The organism is Streptomyces sp. 130 (assembly GCF_007096885.1).
GTDB lineage: Bacteria > Actinomycetota > Actinomycetes > Streptomycetales > Streptomycetaceae > Streptomyces.
On sequence record NZ_VJNO01000021.1, the window covers coordinates 81,126 to 96,891 of the forward strand.

12 protein-coding genes are annotated in these 15,766 nt (G+C 73.4%); 3 read left to right on the forward strand and 9 right to left on the reverse strand.

Going from position 1 to position 15,766, the window contains the following annotated elements:
- Positions 1-9 precede the first annotated feature (9 nt).
- The gene (locus FKN01_RS19330; RefSeq protein ID WP_143622260.1) at positions 10-1,683 is read right to left on the reverse strand and encodes a TerD family protein; all 1,674 of its coding nucleotides are present in this window, start codon (positions 1,681-1,683) and stop codon (positions 10-12) included.
- A 131-nt stretch (positions 1,684-1,814) separates the two neighbouring features.
- Positions 1,815-2,435, reverse strand: a complete 621-nt coding sequence (locus FKN01_RS19335; protein ID WP_143622262.1) for a M48 family metallopeptidase — start codon at positions 2,433-2,435, stop codon at positions 1,815-1,817.
- Positions 2,436-2,692: 257 nt separating this feature from the next.
- Here FKN01_RS19335 and FKN01_RS19340 point away from each other — a divergent pair, with 257 nt between their 5' ends.
- Both FKN01_RS19340 and FKN01_RS19345 read left to right on the forward strand, forming a co-directional pair.
- Entirely contained in the window at positions 2,693-3,841 is a 1,149-nt protein-coding gene (locus FKN01_RS19340; protein WP_143622264.1) for a ThiF family adenylyltransferase, read from the forward strand.
- A gap of 41 nt (positions 3,842-3,882) precedes the next feature.
- Entirely contained in the window at positions 3,883-5,454 is a 1,572-nt protein-coding gene (locus FKN01_RS19345) for an AarF/ABC1/UbiB kinase family protein (RefSeq protein ID WP_143622266.1), read from the forward strand.
- A 179-nt stretch (positions 5,455-5,633) separates the two neighbouring features.
- Here the strand turns inward: FKN01_RS19345 and FKN01_RS19350 are convergent, their stop codons facing one another.
- The 4 genes from FKN01_RS19350 to FKN01_RS19365 form a co-directional block, all read right to left on the reverse strand.
- Positions 5,634-5,963, reverse strand: coding sequence for a hypothetical protein (locus tag FKN01_RS19350; protein WP_143622318.1), 330 nt, complete (start codon positions 5,961-5,963; stop codon positions 5,634-5,636).
- Between the two features lie 29 nt (positions 5,964-5,992).
- Positions 5,993-6,361 carry a WhiB family transcriptional regulator gene (locus FKN01_RS19355; protein WP_018105532.1) on the reverse strand — a complete coding sequence of 123 codons (369 nt, stop codon included), beginning with the start codon at positions 6,359-6,361 and terminating at the stop codon, positions 5,993-5,995.
- 173 nt (positions 6,362-6,534) lie between these two features.
- Positions 6,535-6,873, reverse strand: a complete 339-nt coding sequence (locus tag FKN01_RS19360; protein ID WP_143622268.1) for a hypothetical protein — start codon at positions 6,871-6,873, stop codon at positions 6,535-6,537.
- 164 nt (positions 6,874-7,037) lie between these two features.
- Positions 7,038-9,281, reverse strand: a complete 2,244-nt coding sequence (locus FKN01_RS19365) for an ATP-dependent DNA helicase UvrD2 (RefSeq protein WP_143622270.1) — start codon at positions 9,279-9,281, stop codon at positions 7,038-7,040.
- Between the two features lie 268 nt (positions 9,282-9,549).
- Between FKN01_RS19365 and FKN01_RS19370 the strand changes: the two genes are divergently transcribed.
- The gene (locus FKN01_RS19370; RefSeq protein WP_143622272.1) at positions 9,550-9,807 is read left to right on the forward strand and encodes a glutaredoxin domain-containing protein; all 258 of its coding nucleotides are present in this window, start codon (positions 9,550-9,552) and stop codon (positions 9,805-9,807) included.
- A 122-nt stretch (positions 9,808-9,929) separates the two neighbouring features.
- Here FKN01_RS19370 and nudC read toward each other — a convergent pair whose 3' ends face one another.
- The 3 genes from nudC to FKN01_RS19385 are packed head-to-tail and all read right to left on the reverse strand — an operon-like array spanning position 9,930 to position 15,698.
- On the reverse strand, positions 9,930-10,877 hold the full coding sequence (nudC, locus tag FKN01_RS19375; RefSeq protein WP_143622274.1) for an NAD(+) diphosphatase: 948 nt from the start codon (positions 10,875-10,877) through the stop codon (positions 9,930-9,932).
- A 44-nt stretch (positions 10,878-10,921) separates the two neighbouring features.
- Positions 10,922-12,316, reverse strand: coding sequence for a dipeptidase (locus FKN01_RS19380; protein ID WP_143622276.1), 1,395 nt, complete (start codon positions 12,314-12,316; stop codon positions 10,922-10,924).
- Between the two features lie 10 nt (positions 12,317-12,326).
- Positions 12,327-15,698 (reverse strand): ATP-dependent DNA helicase, encoded by a 3,372-nt coding sequence (locus FKN01_RS19385; protein WP_143622277.1) that lies wholly within the window; start codon positions 15,696-15,698, stop codon positions 12,327-12,329.
- Positions 15,699-15,766: the final 68 nt, after the last annotated feature.

The following is a 15,766-nucleotide window of genomic DNA, read 5'->3' on the forward strand; positions in this document are numbered from 1 at the left end:
CGGGCTCCCTCAGACCTCGTAGGGCTGGACGACGATGAAGTTGCCGGGCGCGCCCCGGAACTGGAGGTTCACGGTCTCCCCGCTGTGCCCGGGGTACGCGTTGCGGCGCAGCCGGACCTGGCTGGAGAGGATCACCTGGGACGCGGACGACCACGCCACCACGGCGTTGCAGTCGGCGAAGGTGGTCGGGGTGACCGGCAGGACGACGGGGACGCCGTGCGTCTTGACGATGAGCGTGCCGGTCCCCTGGAACTGCATGGTGAACAGGGCGCCGCCGGGGATGCCGTGGCCCTCGATGCGGCGCACCTCGTACTGGAGCGACTCGTCGAAGGCGAGTACGTTCTCCGCGGAGACGCAGACTCCGTCGCCCTGGAGTTCGATGGAGTGCAGGTGGGCGCCCTCCTCGGCGAGGAAGACCTGACCCCGGCCGGTACAGCGCATGAGCTGCATCTCCTGGCCGGTGGCGTTGCCCACCATGCGGCCGGCGAAACCCGCGCCCTTGTAGCTGAAGTCGACCTTGCCCTGGTACATCACCATGCTGCCCTGCCGGGCGAGCACTCCCGTACCGCCCAAGGTCAGGTCGACCCGCATGAGCTGCTGGTTCTGCGGGGTCCAGCGCTGTCCGGTCGCCGTCTCCTTGTACGGCTGGAGCGCGGCCTGCAGACCGGCGCCGGCCCCCTGCGGCGCGCCGCCGGGCATGCCCTGCCCGCCCGGCGGCGTGCCGGGAGGCTGCTGGCCGTACGGGGACGGGGCCTGCTGTCCGTAGGGCGCGGGCGCCTGGCCGGGGACCTGCCCGAACTGCTGCGGGGGCTGCTGCCCGAAGGGCTGCTGGGGCTGGTGGGGCTGCTGGCCGAAGGGCTGCTGCGGCTGCTGCGGCTGCTGGCCGGGCTGCCCGTAGGGGGCCGGCGCGGGCGGTGGGGGCATGGTGCCGCCGGGCGGGGCCATCGGGGCGGCGATCGTCGGCGCGGCGTGCATCTGCTGCTGCGCGGCGGGGGCCGGCGGGGTGCCGAAGGCGGGCGCGGGCTGAGGGACCTGCGGTGCCTGAGGTGCCGGTGGGGCGGCCGGGGCGCCGAAGGACGGGGCCGGAGTCGCCTGGGCGGGCGGGGCGAACGACGGGGCGGCGCTCTGCGGCGGAGCGGCGGCGGCCGGCTCCTCCTCGGCGACCTCGCCGCCGAAGTTCTTCAGCAGCGCCTCGAGGCCGCCGTCGAAGCCCTGGCCGACAGCGGCGAAGCGCCAGACGTCCTTGAGGTAGAAGTCGCCCAGCATGACGGCGCGTTCGGTGCTGAACTCCGAGCCGTCGAACGCGTACCTGACGACTTCCTCGCCGCCCGCGACGATCCGGATGTATCCGGGACCGACCTGCGACATCTGTCCGGCACCGTCCACGGTGGCGGTGAACGACAGCTTGTGGATGTTCGCCGGAATGCGGTCCAGGGTGACGCGGAACGACTCGGTGTCACCGGCCTGTGCCCCGAGGAGCTGAATGGACTCCTCGGGAGATTTCGGCTGATTGAAGAAGATGAAATACCGGTCGTCGGAGAGCTGCTCATTGGCATCGAGCCCGAAGCAGCTGATGTCAAAGCTCAGTCCCGGGCCGGCGATCTGCACACCTACGTACAGGTCCGTCCCCGGCGTGAGATCGCTGATCTTGGCCTTGTGGCCGCGTTGGAATTCCCTGGCCATGCGTAACGACCGTCCCCCATCCGGAAGGTGAATGCGTCGCGTCAGGCTATCCGCAAACTCCGGCAATGGGCGAAGCCGGTACAGACCCGGTACAGAAACACCCGGCACCACTCACCCGGCGCCACCGCCTGTCACTCGCCGCGTGCGGCCGGCAGGTGCGGCAGCCGGTCGGCGGCCACCACGCCGTCCAGATAGCCGCGGGCCCGCTCGGTGCGGGGGTAGGCCTCCAGCAGCCGCCAGAACCGCGGCCCGTGCCCGGGCACCAGGAGGTGGGCGAGTTCGTGGACGAGCACATAGTCCACGACGTATTCGGGCATGCCCTGCAACCGGTGCGACAGCCGGATGCTGCCCTCGGACGGGGTGCACGAGCCCCATCGGGTGTTCTGGTTGGTCACCCACCGCACGGAGGCGGGCCTGGCCCGGCCGTCGAAGTACTGGGCGGACAGGCGCTCCGCCCGCTCGGCGAGCTCGGTGTCGTCGAGGACGCGCCTGCTCTCCTGGGCGGCGAGCCGGTCGAGCATCACGTCCACCCAGCGCCGCTCCTCGGCCTCGGACATGCGGGCGGGAATGAGCACGATCGTACGGCCGCCCTCCCGGTAGGCGGAGACCGTTCTGCTGCGGCGGGCGCTTCTGCGGACCTCGACCGCGCTCGTCGCCGGGGCGCGGCGGGCAGGGTCCGCACCGCGCCGGCGGGGTCCGGCGCCGGGCACGGCAGGCTCCCCGGCGAAGCCGGGCGACGGGTCGGCGGGCATGGTTCGACGTTACCCGCTGTGCGCGGGGGAAGTCCCGCCTCCGGGACGGTTCCCCATGATCGACTCCACGCCTTGACCATTTGAACGACTAATACCCGCGCCTGTGGATAACTCTCCGCACGTCTCGGCGCCCCGCTGCATTCTGGCAAAGGAACTCGCACAGCGGAGTGACGCACAGCTGAGTCACAGACAGCGGAGTCACAGACACACAGGCCGACAGACACACAGGCCGACAGACATACAGACCGGGGGAAGCCATGCATCCGATGTTGAAGCCCGCGCTGCGCCGCGCCTGGCGGGGCGGGGACACCGTGCAATTCGGAGTGACACCCGCACACGCGGTGAAGGTCGGCCCGATGGATATCGCGACAGGCTGCTTCATGGAACTGCTCGACGGCACCAGAGGCATGCCTCTGCTCCGTGAACAGGCCAGGACGATGGACTTGACCGAGCGTCACGTGGACACCCTGGTGACGAGGCTGGTGGACGCCGGACTCGTGGACGACGTACGGGCGGGCGGCCCGGCGGCGGAAGCGCTGCGGGCCCGGACCGACGTCCTGGAGCGTCACCGGCCAGACCTGGCCTCGCTCTCCGTCGTGCACCCCGAGCCCGGCGGAGCGGTGCGCAGACTCGCGGCCCGCCGCTCGATGCACGTGCAGGTCCGGGGCGCGGGCAGGGTCGGTGCGACCGTCGCCGCGGTGCTCTCCGGAGCGGGGGTCGGACGGGTGGAGGTCCTGGACGGCGGGTGTACGGAGCCGGGTGACGTGTCCCCGGGCGGGCTGCCCGCCTCCGCCGTCGGGGAGCGCAGGGACATGGCGGCCCGGCAGCTGGTCCGCCGCTCCGCCCCCGGCCCGGGCCCCCGGGCACCCGGGGCGGGAGGCTGCGGTCCGGCCGGGCACGAGCCGGGGCTGTCGCTGATCGTGGTCGCCCCGCGGGACGGGCTGTCGGCGTACGTCCCCGATCCGGGCACCGCCGAGCCGTGGATCTCCTCGGGCACACCCCATCTGTACGCGGGGGTGCTGGAGGCCACCGGCTTCGTCGGGCCCCTGGTCCTGCCCGGCGGTACGGCCTGCGCCGGCTGCCTCCAGCTGCACCGGCGGGACCGTGACCCGCAGTGGCCGCGCATGCTGGCGCAGTGGCGGTCCGGACGGCGCGCCACCGCCCAGGCGTGCGACCTGGGCCTGGCGACGGCGGTGGCCGGGCTCGCGGCGGCGCACGCGCTGGCCTTCCTCGACGGCGAGCTGCCGATGAGCACCGGTGCGCGATGGGAGGCGGCGCTGCCGCTGTTGGACTGGAGGTCGGAACGGATCGGGACGCACCTCGACTGTTCCTGTGGCGCCGCCGGTCACACTGAGAGGGTCCGCGCCTCCGGAGCCGGCACGGCGCACGACACAATGGCCGGGTAACCGCCGCCCGCAGCGCGGCAGTCTGGGAATTGGAGGGGCATATGTCTGATCTTCCCCGGAAGGCGGTCACCCGTACCGCCAAGCTGGCCGCGCTGCCGTTGGGTTTCGCCGGCCGTGCCACCTGGGGGCTGGGCAAGCGCATCGGCGGCAGGTCGGCGGAGCTGGTGGCCCGCGAGGTGCAGCAGCGCACCGCCGACCAGCTCTTCAAGGTCCTCGGGGAGCTGAAGGGCGGGGCGATGAAGCTCGGCCAGGCCTTGTCCGTCTTCGAGTCCGCGCTGCCCGAGGAGGTCGCGGGGCCCTACCGCGCGGCGCTCACCAAGCTCCAGGAGGCCGCCCCGCCCATGCCGAGCGGCACGGTGCACGCGGTCCTGGCGGAGCGGCTCGGCGAGGACTGGCGGGAGCTGTTCCTGACGTTCGACGACAAGCCGTCGGCCGCTGCGTCCATCGGCCAGGTGCACCGGGCTGTGTGGCACGACGGCCGGGACGTGGCCGTGAAGGTGCAGTACCCGGGCGCGGGCGAGGCGCTGCTCTCGGACCTGACCCAGCTCAGCCGGTTCGCACGGCTGCTGGGCCCGCTGGTTCCGGGCATGGACATCAAGCCGCTGATCACGGAGTTGCGCGACCGGGTGTCCGAGGAGCTGGACTACGAGCAGGAGGCGTGGTCCCAGCGGGCGCACGCCGAGGAGTTCGCGGACGATCCCGACGTCGTGGTCCCGGAGGTGGTCCACCAGTCGGCGCAGGTGCTGGTCACCGAGTGGATGGACGGGGTGCCGCTGGCCGATGTGATCGCCGACGGCACGGCCGGGCAGCGCGACCGGGCCGGCCAACTGCTCGCGAGGTTCCTCTTCTCGGGCCCCGCCCGCACGGGCCTGCTCCACGCCGACCCGCACCCGGGCAACTTCCGGCTGCTGCCCCCGGACCCCGAGGCGGACGCGTCCGGGCAGGAGGACGACGAGGGCGCGGGCGCGGCCCAATGGCGGCTGGGGGTACTGGACTTCGGGACGGTGGACCGGTTGCCGGGCGGACTGCCGCAGACCATCGGGGACGCGTTGCGGCTGACGCTGGGGGGCGACGCCGACGCGGTGTACGAGATGCTGCGGGCGGAGGGGTTCGTCAAGGACTCGATCGACCTGGAGCCCGACGCGGTGCTGGACTACCTGCTGCCGATCATCGAGCCGGCCGAGGTGGAGGAGTTCACGTTCAGCCGGAGCTGGATGCGTCATCAGGCCGCCCGGATAGCCGATCCGCGCTCCCCGGCCCACCAGTTGGGCAAGCAGCTGAACCTGCCACCGTCCTACCTGCTGATACACCGGGTGACGCTGAGCACGATCGGGGTGCTGTGCCAGCTCGGCGCCACGGTCCGGCTGCGCGACGAACTCGAATCCTGGCTACCGGGGTTCCTGCCGCCGGAGGACGCGGCGGACGCGGAAGACGCGGAAGACGCGGCGGACGCGGAAGACGCGGCGGACGCGGCGGACGCGGAAGACGCGGCGGACGCGGAAGACATGGAGGCCGTGGAAGACGTGGAAGCCGCGGTGGAGGACGCAACGGAGGACGCGGCGGAGCATCTGCCGCCGGCACCGAGGTCCGCCGAAACTGTGGACGCCGGCTAGCCGCGCCGGACCGGTCCGGCCCCTCCCGTCCCGGCCCCGAAACGCCGCCGGGGCCGGTCCGTTGGACGGACCGGCCCCGGGGCGGGGTGCTGCTGCGCGGATGGCGCCGGGGGGCATGGCCCGCCGGGCGCAGAGAGCGGCTGCGTCCGGCGGGCCGCCTCCGTGGCGGGCCGGGTGGCTCAGTGCATGACGGCCATGGCCAGCGCGCGGCGGGCGCGCATCGAGGCGCGCTCGGCACGGCGCTGCATCCGCCGGGCGGCGATCAGGCGCACGGCCTGACGGTCCGCGTCGGCTTCGCGCAGGCGGTCGTGCATATGCGCACGAGCCATGGCTTCTGGGATGAGTTGCATCTCGCGGGTCCTGTTCTGGCGCGAGTCGTTCGCGCCGATGATGGTGACGTCTGGGGTCGCGGAGCCGGCGGGCTCGGACGTGGGGGCGGGGATGGTCATTGGAGCCTGGTTTCGGGGATCGTGGGTGAGGGGACGGTCGATGGTTCCGATGCGCTTCATGGGCTTGGGGGCCGGGAACCCCACGGTGGTCACGCCGCGACCGGGTTCTTGCGCGGGCGGCCACGCGGCCGCTTCCGGGCGACGACGACGCCCTGGATGAAGAGCTCGCCACCCCAGACGCCCCACGGCTCGCGGCGCTCCTTGGCGCCGGCGAGGCACGCCTCGACGAGCGGGCAGGTGCGGCAGAGGGACTTGGCGTACTCGACGTCGGCCGGCGACTCGGCGAAGAAGACCTCCGGGTCGTAGGCGCGGCAGGGAACGGGTACGCCGAGGTTCTCGATGGCGTCGTCGAGCGCGGTGAGCGCGGTGAGGGGGGTCAAGGTGGAGTCCTCCGTGAGGCCGGGCGGGGAGATCGTGTCGGAAGGCGGTACGGACGGGGCGTGCGCTTCGAGTTGCACGGTGGTGGTGTCCTCGTCTGGTCGTTTCCGGCCTGTTGGCCGGGGGGCGGCTGGTACCAGGTCCTGCTTGTCCCGAGGCCCCTTCTCGTTGTCTCGCCCGTTGGGGCAAAACAAAAGGGCCGCGGATCCCGAGTGGGGTTCCGCGGCCCTGAAGGCGCCGGCCTGATGCTGGATCAGGCTGGATCACTCCAGGGTTCAGGCCCACGGAAGGCCCACATCGTGTGGTGGTGCATCGTCTGCTCGGTGACGCCGGCTTCCGCTCCCGCACCGACGGCCGCAAAGGCATAGGCCGGGGCCTGTCCCTTCGCTACTGCTGCTGCCGGTGCCTGGGTCGGTCGCTCATTGCGCTCCCGCACGGGAAGGCCGGCCAGGGACATCGGAATGACGGCGGAGACGCCGGACACACCGGTGGCGCGCAGGGAGGACTTCGGGGCACGGGCGAGAAGGCCGAGCGAGCAGGCGGAGACGACCGAGAGATCGGTCATTTTGTTGGTCTCGATGATGCTGATCACTTCAATCGCCTCCTCTCGGCGTCTCGGGGGACCGGCGGGCCGGTCCTGCGTATTCGGATAAGTACAGCACGGAGCCAGGGCTTCAGAGAAGCCGCTGTTTCCGTGGTTAAGAACCTATGGTGATAGCCGGGGCGGGCGCAAACTATTTTTCCGACGAGTTTTCCTCACCCCTCCCCGGCTGCCTCCGCGTCGTCTTCGCGCCCGTCCCCACCTGCGCAGATGTCCAGAACGGCGGCGCCGAAGCGGCCCAGCTTCCGCGCGCCGACCCCCGGGATCCCGGCCAGTTCGCCCTCGGTGCCGGGCACCGCCTCCGCGATGGCCATCAGCGTGCGGTCGGTGAAGACGCAGTAGGCGGGCTGGCCGGTCTCCCGCGCCCGGGCCGCCCGCCAGTCGTGCAGCCGCTCGTACAGCGCCTCGTCCATGTCGGACGGGCAGTCGTCGCAGCGCATCAGCTTCATCTCGCCGGCGTCCGTCAGGGTCTTGCCGCACACCCGGCACCGAGCCGGTGTCCGGGGCTTCCGCCCGGCCGCCGGCCGCCCTCCGCCGCCTGGGCCGGCCGCGCCGCCCGCGCCGCTCCGGCCGCCGTCGCCGGACCAGACGCCGCCCGGGCCGCCCGCCGGGCTCCGGCCGCCCGGGCCGGTGGAGCCGGGGCGGAGCCCGTTCAGGAAGCGGGTCGGCCGCCGTCCGGGCCGGCCGCCGGGCGACCGGGAGAGCGACCAGGACAGGGTGAGGTGGAAGCGGGCCCGGGTGACGCCGACGTACAGCAGCCGGCGCTCCTCCTCGATCTGCTCCGCCGTCTTGGCGTAGGTGATCGGCATCATGCCCTCGGTCAGCCCGACCAGGAACACCGCGTCCCACTCCAGGCCCTTCGCAGAGTGCAGCGAGGCCAGGGTGACGCCCTGGACGGTGGGCGCGTGCTGGGCGGCGGCCCGCTCGTCCAGCTCGGCGACCAGGTCGGAGAGCGTCGCCCCCGGGTGGGCCCGCTCGAAGTCCTCGGCGAGCCGGACGAGGGCGGCCAGGGACTCCCAGCGGTCGCGCACCGCGCCGGACCCGGCGGGCGGCTCGCTGCGCCAGCCCTTGGTCGAGAGCACCGCGCGCACCTCGGCGGGGAGGTCGTCCGCGTCGTCCAGGAGGGAGTCGTTGCCCCCCGCACGGGCCGCGCCGCGCAGGGCCATGCCCGCCTCGCGGACCTCCGCGCGCTCGAAGAACCGCTCGGCGCCCCGGAGCTGGTAGGGGACGCCCGCGTCCGCGAGGGCCTGTTCGTAGACCTCGGACTGCGCGTTGACCCGGTAGAGCACCGCGATCTCGCCGGCCGGGACGCCCGCCGCGATCAGGTCGCGGATGCGGCGGGCGGTGCCCTCGGCCTCGGCGGGCTCGTCCGCGTACTCGACGAAGGCGGGCTCGGGGCCGCGCTCCCGCTGCGAGACCAGGTCGAGGCGGTGCTCGGCGGCCCGGCCGGTGGCCTGCGCGAGCAGCCCGTTGGCCAGGTGCACCACCTGCGGGGTGGAGCGGTAGTCGCGGACCAGCTTGACGACGGTCGCGCCGGGGTGGCGGGTGCGGAAGTTGAGCAAGTGGTCCGGGGTGGCCCCGGTGAACGAGTAGATGGTCTGGCCGGCGTCGCCGACGACGCAGAGGCTGTCCCGGTCGCCGAGCCAGAGGTCGAGCAGCCGCTGCTGGAGCGGGCTCACGTCCTGGTACTCGTCCACGACGAAGTGCTGGTACTGGCGGCGGACGTGGGCGGCGATGTCGTGCCGGTCCTGGAGGATGCCGACGGTGAGGAGCAGCACGTCCTCGAAGTCGATCACCGTGCGCTCGCGCTTCAGCTCCTCGTAGGTCTCGTAGACCTTGGCGATCTCTGCCGGGTCGCGCGGGGCGTCCCGCTGTGCCTTGGCGACCACCGCCGGGTAGTCGGCGGGAACGGTCTGGGTGACCTTGGCCCACTCGATCTCGCTCGTGACGTCGCGCAGCTCGTTGCGGTCGAGCCGCAGGCCGCTGCGGGCCGCTGCCTCGGCCACCAGCTGGACCTTGCGCTCAAGGAGCCGGGGCAGCTCGCCACCGACTGCTTTCGGCCAGAAGTACTGGAGCTGGCGCAGGGCCGCGGAGTGGAACGTGCGCGCCTGCACCCCGCCCGCGCCCAGCTGGCGCAGCCGGCCGCGCATCTCGCCCGCCGCCCGGTTGGTGAAGGTGACGGCCAGGACGCTCGCCGGCTGGAGTATCCCCGCGCGCACCCCGTAGGCGATGCGGTGCGTGATGGCCCGCGTCTTGCCCGTGCCGGCTCCGGCCAGCACGCACACCGGGCCCCGCAGGGCCGTGGCCACCTCGCGCTGCTCGGGGTCGAGCCCGTCGAGGACGGCGTCCGCGGTGTCCGGGACCCGGGGGAAGAGGGTGGAGTGCGTTGCTGATGTCACCCCGCCATGCTGCCAGGTCGCCCGGGGCGCGTGCGGTGGTTGTCCACAGGGGTGAGGTATCCGTCGTACTAATGCGGGGGCGGCCCGCGCGCGGGTTCCGCGCACCGTTCCCGCCAGGGTCCCGGGGGCGGGAATGGCCGCCGGGTCGCATACGTTCACCTGGCGTGCGGCAACGCGCGCCCCGGCCCCGTGTGACGTAACAGACGCGCGGGACCGTCCGGGCGTGACGGGATTTGCCGGGACCGAAGAGACAGAGGAGCGCGAAGACATGCCGGGCACTGTGACGATGTACAGCACCACCTGGTGCGGCTACTGCCGTCGGCTGAAGGGGCAGATGGACCGCGAGGGCATCGCCTACACCGAGATCAACATCGAGCAGGACCCGGAGTCGGCCGCCTTCGTCGAGAAGGCCAATGGCGGAAACCAGACGGTCCCGACCGTGCTGGTGGTCCCCGAGAACGGCGGCGAGGACGTCGTGATGACGAACCCGAGCCTGGCCCAGGTGAAGCAGGCCCTCGGGGCCTGATCCCCGGGCCGCCTGATCCCCGGGCCGCTTGGTCCCCGGGCCTGGCCCCCCGGGGCCGGGCCCCGGACCCCCCGCCCCCTCCGGCCGACGCGCCGGTGGGGGCGGTGTCGTGTCCGGGCCGGTCAGCCGCCCGCGCGCACCGGCTTCGGGAGCGGCTTGCCGTACCAGAGCTCGATCAGCCGCGAGGCGATCGAGATGCCGAAGGGGGGCAGGATCTCGCCCGACTCGAAGGCGGCGGTCAGGTCCTCGCGGGAGAACCAGCGCGCCTCCTCGATCTCCTCACCGTCCACGTTGATGTCGAACGTCGAGGCGCGCGCCATGAAGCCCAGCATCAGGCTGGACGGGAACGGCCAGGGCTGGCTGGCGACGTACTCGACCTCGCCGACCGTGATGCCGGCCTCCTCGAAGACCTCGCGGGCCACGGACTGCTCGATCGACTCGCCCGGCTCCACGAACCCGGCGAGCGTGGAGAAGCGGCCCTCGGGCCAGTGCACCTGGCGGCCGAGCAGGGCCCGGTCCTGGTCGTCGGTGACGAGCATGATGACCGCCGGGTCGGTGCGTGGGTAGTGCTCGGCGCCGCACGCCGGGCAGCGGCGGATGTGGCCGGCCGCCGCGATCACCGTACGCTCGCCGCAGCGGGAGCAGAAGCGGTGCAGCCGCTGCCAGTTCTCCAGGGCCACCGCGTGCACCATCAGGGCGGCGTCACGCGGACCGAGCAGCATCCCCGCCTCGCGCAGCCCCGCCGGGCGGGCCGACTGGTCCATGCGGCCCGGCAGGGTGTCCTTCTGGAGGGCGAAGTAGCTGACACCGTCCGCGTCGGTGCCGAGGAAGTAGCGGTGGGTCTCGGTGACGGGGGCCTCGAAGGCGGGCGTCATCACGAGTTCGGTGCCGTCGTCGGTGTCGTCGATCAGCACCTGGCCCCCGGAGACGACGAAGACCCGGGTCGTCGGGTGGCTCCACGCGGCGGACAGCCACGCCTCGTCGAGGCGGTGGTGCGCCGCGCGGTCGATGCCGCTCGGCGCGGTCAGACCGATGGGCCGGTCTGCGGTGGCGTTGTCGAAGGTGCTCACAGGTGCTTCCTACTCCCCCGGGATGGATCGGGCGTTCAGAGGATTCAGCGGAGGGCGGCCGCCAGGTCGCTCCAGAGGTGGGCGGCGGTCTCGACGCCCTTGAACAGAAGGTCCAGCTCGACCTTCTCGTCGGGGGCGTGCCAGCCGTCGGACGGTACGGAGACGCCGAGGAAGAGGACCGGCGCGCCGAGCACGTCCTGGAGGTCGGCGGCGGGCCCCGAGCCCCCTTCTCGGGTGAAGAGGACCTGCTGGCCGAAGGCACGGCCCATGGCGCGGGCCACGGCCTGGAGCGCCGGGTGGTCCAGGGGCGTCAGGCAGGGCCGGGTGGCGGGCAGGAAGGTGATCCGGTGGCTGATCCCGGCCGGGACGCGGGCCTCGGCCCAGGCCCGTACGGTCTTCTCGATGTGGTCCGGGTCCTGGCCCGCGACCAGGCGGAAGCTGATCTTCACGCGGGCGGACGAGGGGATGATGGTCTTGCTCCCGGCGCCCTGGTAGCCGCCGCCGATGCCGTTGACCTCGGCGGTCGGGCGGGCCCAGATCCGCTCCAGCGTCGAATACCCGGTCTCCCCGGAGGCGGCCCGGGACCTGGCGGTGCGCAGCCAGTCGGCCTCGTCGAAGGGCAGCTCCGCGAAGAGCGCGCGCTCGGTCTCCGTGAGCTCGGCCACGCCGTCGTAGAAGCCGGGGACCGCGACCTTGCCGTCCGCGTCGTGGAGCGCGGCGACGAGGCGGGCGATCTCGGTGGCCGGGTTGGGGACGGCGCCGCCGAAGGAGCCGGAGTGGATGTCCTGCCCGGGACCGTGGAACTCGATCTCGCACTCGGCGAGGCCGCGCATCCCGGTGCACACGGTCGGCGTGGTCTCGTTCCACATGCCGGTGTCCGAGACGATCACCGCGTCGGCGGCGAGGCGGCCGGCATGGCGCTCGACCAGGTCACGGAAGTGCGGGGAGCCGGACTCCTCCTCGCCCTCCACGATCAGCTTGAGGTGCACGGCGGGGGCGGTGCGGCCGGTGGCGGCGAGGTGGGCCCGGACGCCGAGGGTGTGGAAGAACACCTGCCCCTTGTCGTCGGCCGCGCCGCGTCCGTACATCCGGCCGTCGCGGATCACCGGCTCGAACGGCTCGCTGCTCCAGCCGTCCTCGCGGGCGGCGGGCTGGACGTCGTGGTGTCCGTACACCAGGACCGTGGGCGCCGCCGGGTCGTCGGAGGGCCATTCGGCGAAGACGGCGGGTGCGCCGTCCGTCTCCCAGATCTCCGTGACCGGAAAGCCGGTCTCCGCCAGCTTGGCCGACAGCCACTCGGCGCTGCGCCGTACGTCGCCCTCGTGCTCCGGCTGAGCGGATACGGAGGGGATGCGCAGCCACTCGGCGAGGTCGTCGAGGAAGGCCACGCGGTGCTGCTCGGTGTACGTGCGGACGGCGCTGTCCGGGGTGTCGCTCATGACCTTCAGCCTATCCGTCCGCCGGAGGTGGCTCGTCCAGCAGGATGCGCTCCAGCTCCCGGCGGCCCGGCAGCGAGGCCGGGCGGACGGCCTCGCCGCTGCGCACGAAGAGGAAGGTGGCCGTGACGTCGGTGAGCGGCAGTCCGTGCAGCTCGGCCCAGGCCAGCCGGTAGACGGCGAGCTGGAGCGGGTCGGCGTTGTGGGCGCGGCCGGTCTTCCAGTCCACGATCTCGTACGTGTCCCCCGTGCGGTACACGGCGTCGATACGGCCCCGGACGACCCGGCCGGCCAGGGTGATCTGGAACGGCGTCTCCACGCGGTACGGGGTGCGGCGGGCGTACGGGGTGCGCTCGAAGGCTTCCTTCAGGTCGGCGAGGTCGCGCTCGTCGGCGATGTCGGTGTCGCTGTCGTCGCCGCCGGGCAGCTCGTCGGGGCCGAGCATGGGCAGCGGCAGCTCCTCGAAGCGGGACTCCACCCAGGCGTGGAAGCGGGTGCCCCGGCGGGCGGCGGGCTGCGGCGGGCGGGGCATGGGCCGGGCCAGCTCCCGGGCGAAGGCGTCCGGGTCGTCGGCGAGGCGCAGCAGCTGGGTGGCGGAGAGCGAGGCGGGGACGAGGACGTCGCGCACGGCGGCACGGGCCCGGCGCAGCTCCCCGGCGAGCGCCTCCAGGTCCCGGTCCCAGGAAGCGAGGGTCCGCGTCTCCTCGGGGGTGAGGCGGGCGGGCGTGCGGGGGGCCGGGACGCCCGGGGCGCCGGCCGGTACATCCGGGACGCCCGGGGCGCCGACCGGTGCTTCCGGGATGCCCGGGGCGCCGGCCGGTGCTTCCCGGCCGTCCTGCGCGCCGGCCGGCGTGTCCGGGGCGTCGGGCTCCGGCCGGGACAGCAGCTCCATCACCGTGTCGGCGGCGGCCCTGCGGCGGGCCAGGGCGGTGTCGTCCAGCGGGAGCGGCCAGGCGTGGTCGGCGGACGCCTCGGCGAGCGCCGGATTCTCGTCGGTCTCCGCCGGGGCGTCCGCCCACACCTCGATCTCGCCGTACCCGGCGGCGCAGTGGTCGTACAGCGCGTGCAGGAAGGGGGACGGGCCGCGCGGCTTCTTCTGCGTGGGGCCCCACCAGTGGCCGGAGCCGAGCAGCAGCGTGCGGGGGCGCGTGAAGGTGACGTATCCGAGGCGCAGCTCCTCCGTGTGCTGGTGCTCCTTCATCTCCTCCTTGAAGTCCTTGAGGCCCTTGGCGTCGTAGCTGTGGAGGACGGGCAGGGTGGCGGTGTCGCCGCGCAGGGCGTGCGGGAGGACCTTGGCCTGGGAGGTCCAGGCGTCCCGCGACTGGCCGCTGGGGAACTGGCCGGTGACCAGTCCGGGCACGGCGACGACGTCCCACTCCAGGCCCTTGGACTTGTGGGCGGTGAGGACCTTCACGGTGTTCTCGCCGCCGGGCAGCGCGTTGTCGAGGCCCTTCTCGTACTGGACGGCGGTGCGCAGGAAGCCGAGGAAGGCGAGGAGGGTGGCCTCGCCGTCGACGGCGGCGAACCGGGCGGCGACGTCGAGGAAGTTGCCCAGGGTCTCGCGGCGGCGGGCGGCCAGGGCCTGCGGGGAGGCGGAGAGCTCGACCTCCAGGCCGGTGGTGGCGAGGACGCGGTGCAGGACGTCCATCAGGGGGTCGGCGAGCGAGCGGCGCAGGTCGCGCAGTTCGGCGGCGAGGCGGGCGAAGCGGATGCGGGCCTCGGCGGAGAACGGAAGCCGGTCGTCCTCCTCGCCGCCGCCGTCCAGGAAGGTGTCGAGGGCGTCGGCGAGGGAGATCACCTCGGCCGGGTCGGTCCCCTCGACGGCCTCGGCGAGCCTGCGGTCAAGGTCCTGGTCCTCGTCGCCGTGGGCGGCGCGGTGCACCAGGAGGCGGGCCCGGCGGCCGAGCAGGGCCAGGTCGCGGGGGCCGATCCGCCAGCGGGGGCCGGTGAGCAGGCGGACGAGGGAGGCGTTGGCGCCGGGGTCCTGGAGGACTTCGCAGACGGCGACGAGGTCCGCGACCTCGGGGAGGTGGAGCAGCCCGGCCAGGCCCACGACCTCGACCGGGATCTCGCGGGCGACCAGCGCGGCCTGGATCTCCGGGAAGTCGCCGGCGGTGCGGCACAGGACGGCGATCTCGCCGGGCGCCCTGCCGGTGCGCACGAGGTGGGCGATGGAGTCCGCGAGCCAGGCGATCTCCTCGGTGTGGGTGGGCAGCAGGGCGCAGCGGACGAGGCCGTCGCGCTCGGCGCCGGGGGCGGGGCGCAGGGCCTCGACGCCCTCGTGCATGGCGCGCAGGGGCGCGGCGAGGCCGTTGGCGAGGTGGAGGAGGCGTCCGCCGCTGCGGCGGTTCTCGCTGAGGGCGTAGCGGGTGGCGGGGGTGCCGTCGGCGTGCGGGAAGTGGCTGGGGAAGTCGTCCAGGTTGGCGACGGAGGCGCCGCGCCAGCCGTAGATGGCCTGGCAGGGGTCGCCGACGGCGGTGACGGCGTGCCCGGTCGGCGCGTCGGTGCCGGGGCCGCTGCCGAAGAGGGCGGAGAGCAGGAGTCGCTGGGCGACGGAGGTGTCCTGGTATTCGTCGAGCAGGACGACCCGGTATGTGTCGCGGAGGATGGCGCCGACCTCGGGGCGGGTGAGGGCCAGCTCGGCGGAGAGGGCGATCTGGTCGCCGAAGTCGAGGAGGTCGCGGCTCCGCTTGGCCTCGCGGTAGCGGCGGGTCAGCGCGAGCAGTTCGCGGCGGGCCTCGGCGGCCTCGGGGATCTTGCGCAGTTCGGCGTTGGTGAGCTTCGCGGTCGCCAGCGCGTTCAGCAGCTCGGTGTCGTACGCGTCGAGCTGTTCGGGGCGCACGAGGTGTTCGGCCAGCTCGGCGTCGAGGGCCAGGACCTCGCTGACGAGGGTGGCGAAGGACCTGGTCAGGGCCGGGTAGGGGCCGGGTGCCTCGCGCAGGACGCGGGCGGCGAGCTGGTAGCGGGTGGCGTCGGCGAGGAGGCGGGTGCCCGGTTCGAGCCCGATGCGCAGCCCGTGCTCGGTGAGCAGCCGCCCGGCGAAGGCGTGGTACGTGGAGATGCCGGGTTCGCCCGGGGGGTTGTCGGGGTCGATCACGTCCGGGTCGGTGATGCCGGCGGCGACGAGGGCCTTGCGTACGCGCTCGGCGAGCTCACCGGCCGCCTTGTTGGTGAAGGTGAGCCCGAGGACCTGCTCGGGGGCGACCTGACCGGTGCCGACCAGCCAGACCACGCGGGCGGCCATCACCGTGGTCTTCCCCGACCCGGCTCCGGCCACGATCACCTGCGGGGCGGGCGGCGCGGTGATGCAGGCCGTCTGCTCCGGGGTGAAGGGGATGCCCAGCAGCTCCTTGAGCTGCTCGGGATCGGTGAGGCGCGGGGACACTCCACAGAGGCTAACCGGCGCCACCGACAACCCACGAAGTCGCGGAATCCGCCCCGGCCCCCGCCTCC

Bases quoted from the DNA above. Each gene is read 5' to 3' on its own strand.
- FKN01_RS19380 (WP_143622276.1), bottom strand. From the start codon at position 12,316: ATGAGCGACACCCCGGACAGCGCCGTCCGCACGTACACCGAGCAGCAC.
- FKN01_RS19345 (WP_143622266.1), top strand. From the start codon at position 3,883: ATGTCTGATCTTCCCCGGAAGGCGGTCACCCGTACCGCCAAGCTGGCC.
- FKN01_RS19335 (WP_143622262.1), bottom strand. From the start codon at position 2,435: ATGCCCGCCGACCCGTCGCCCGGCTTCGCCGGGGAGCCTGCCGTGCCC.
- FKN01_RS19370 (WP_143622272.1), top strand. From the start codon at position 9,550: ATGCCGGGCACTGTGACGATGTACAGCACCACCTGGTGCGGCTACTGC.
- FKN01_RS19340 (WP_143622264.1), top strand. From the start codon at position 2,693: ATGCATCCGATGTTGAAGCCCGCGCTGCGCCGCGCCTGGCGGGGCGGG.
- FKN01_RS19330 (WP_143622260.1), bottom strand. From the start codon at position 1,683: ATGGCCAGGGAATTCCAACGCGGCCACAAGGCCAAGATCAGCGATCTC.
- FKN01_RS19350 (WP_143622318.1), bottom strand. From the start codon at position 5,963: ATGAAGCGCATCGGAACCATCGACCGTCCCCTCACCCACGATCCCCGA.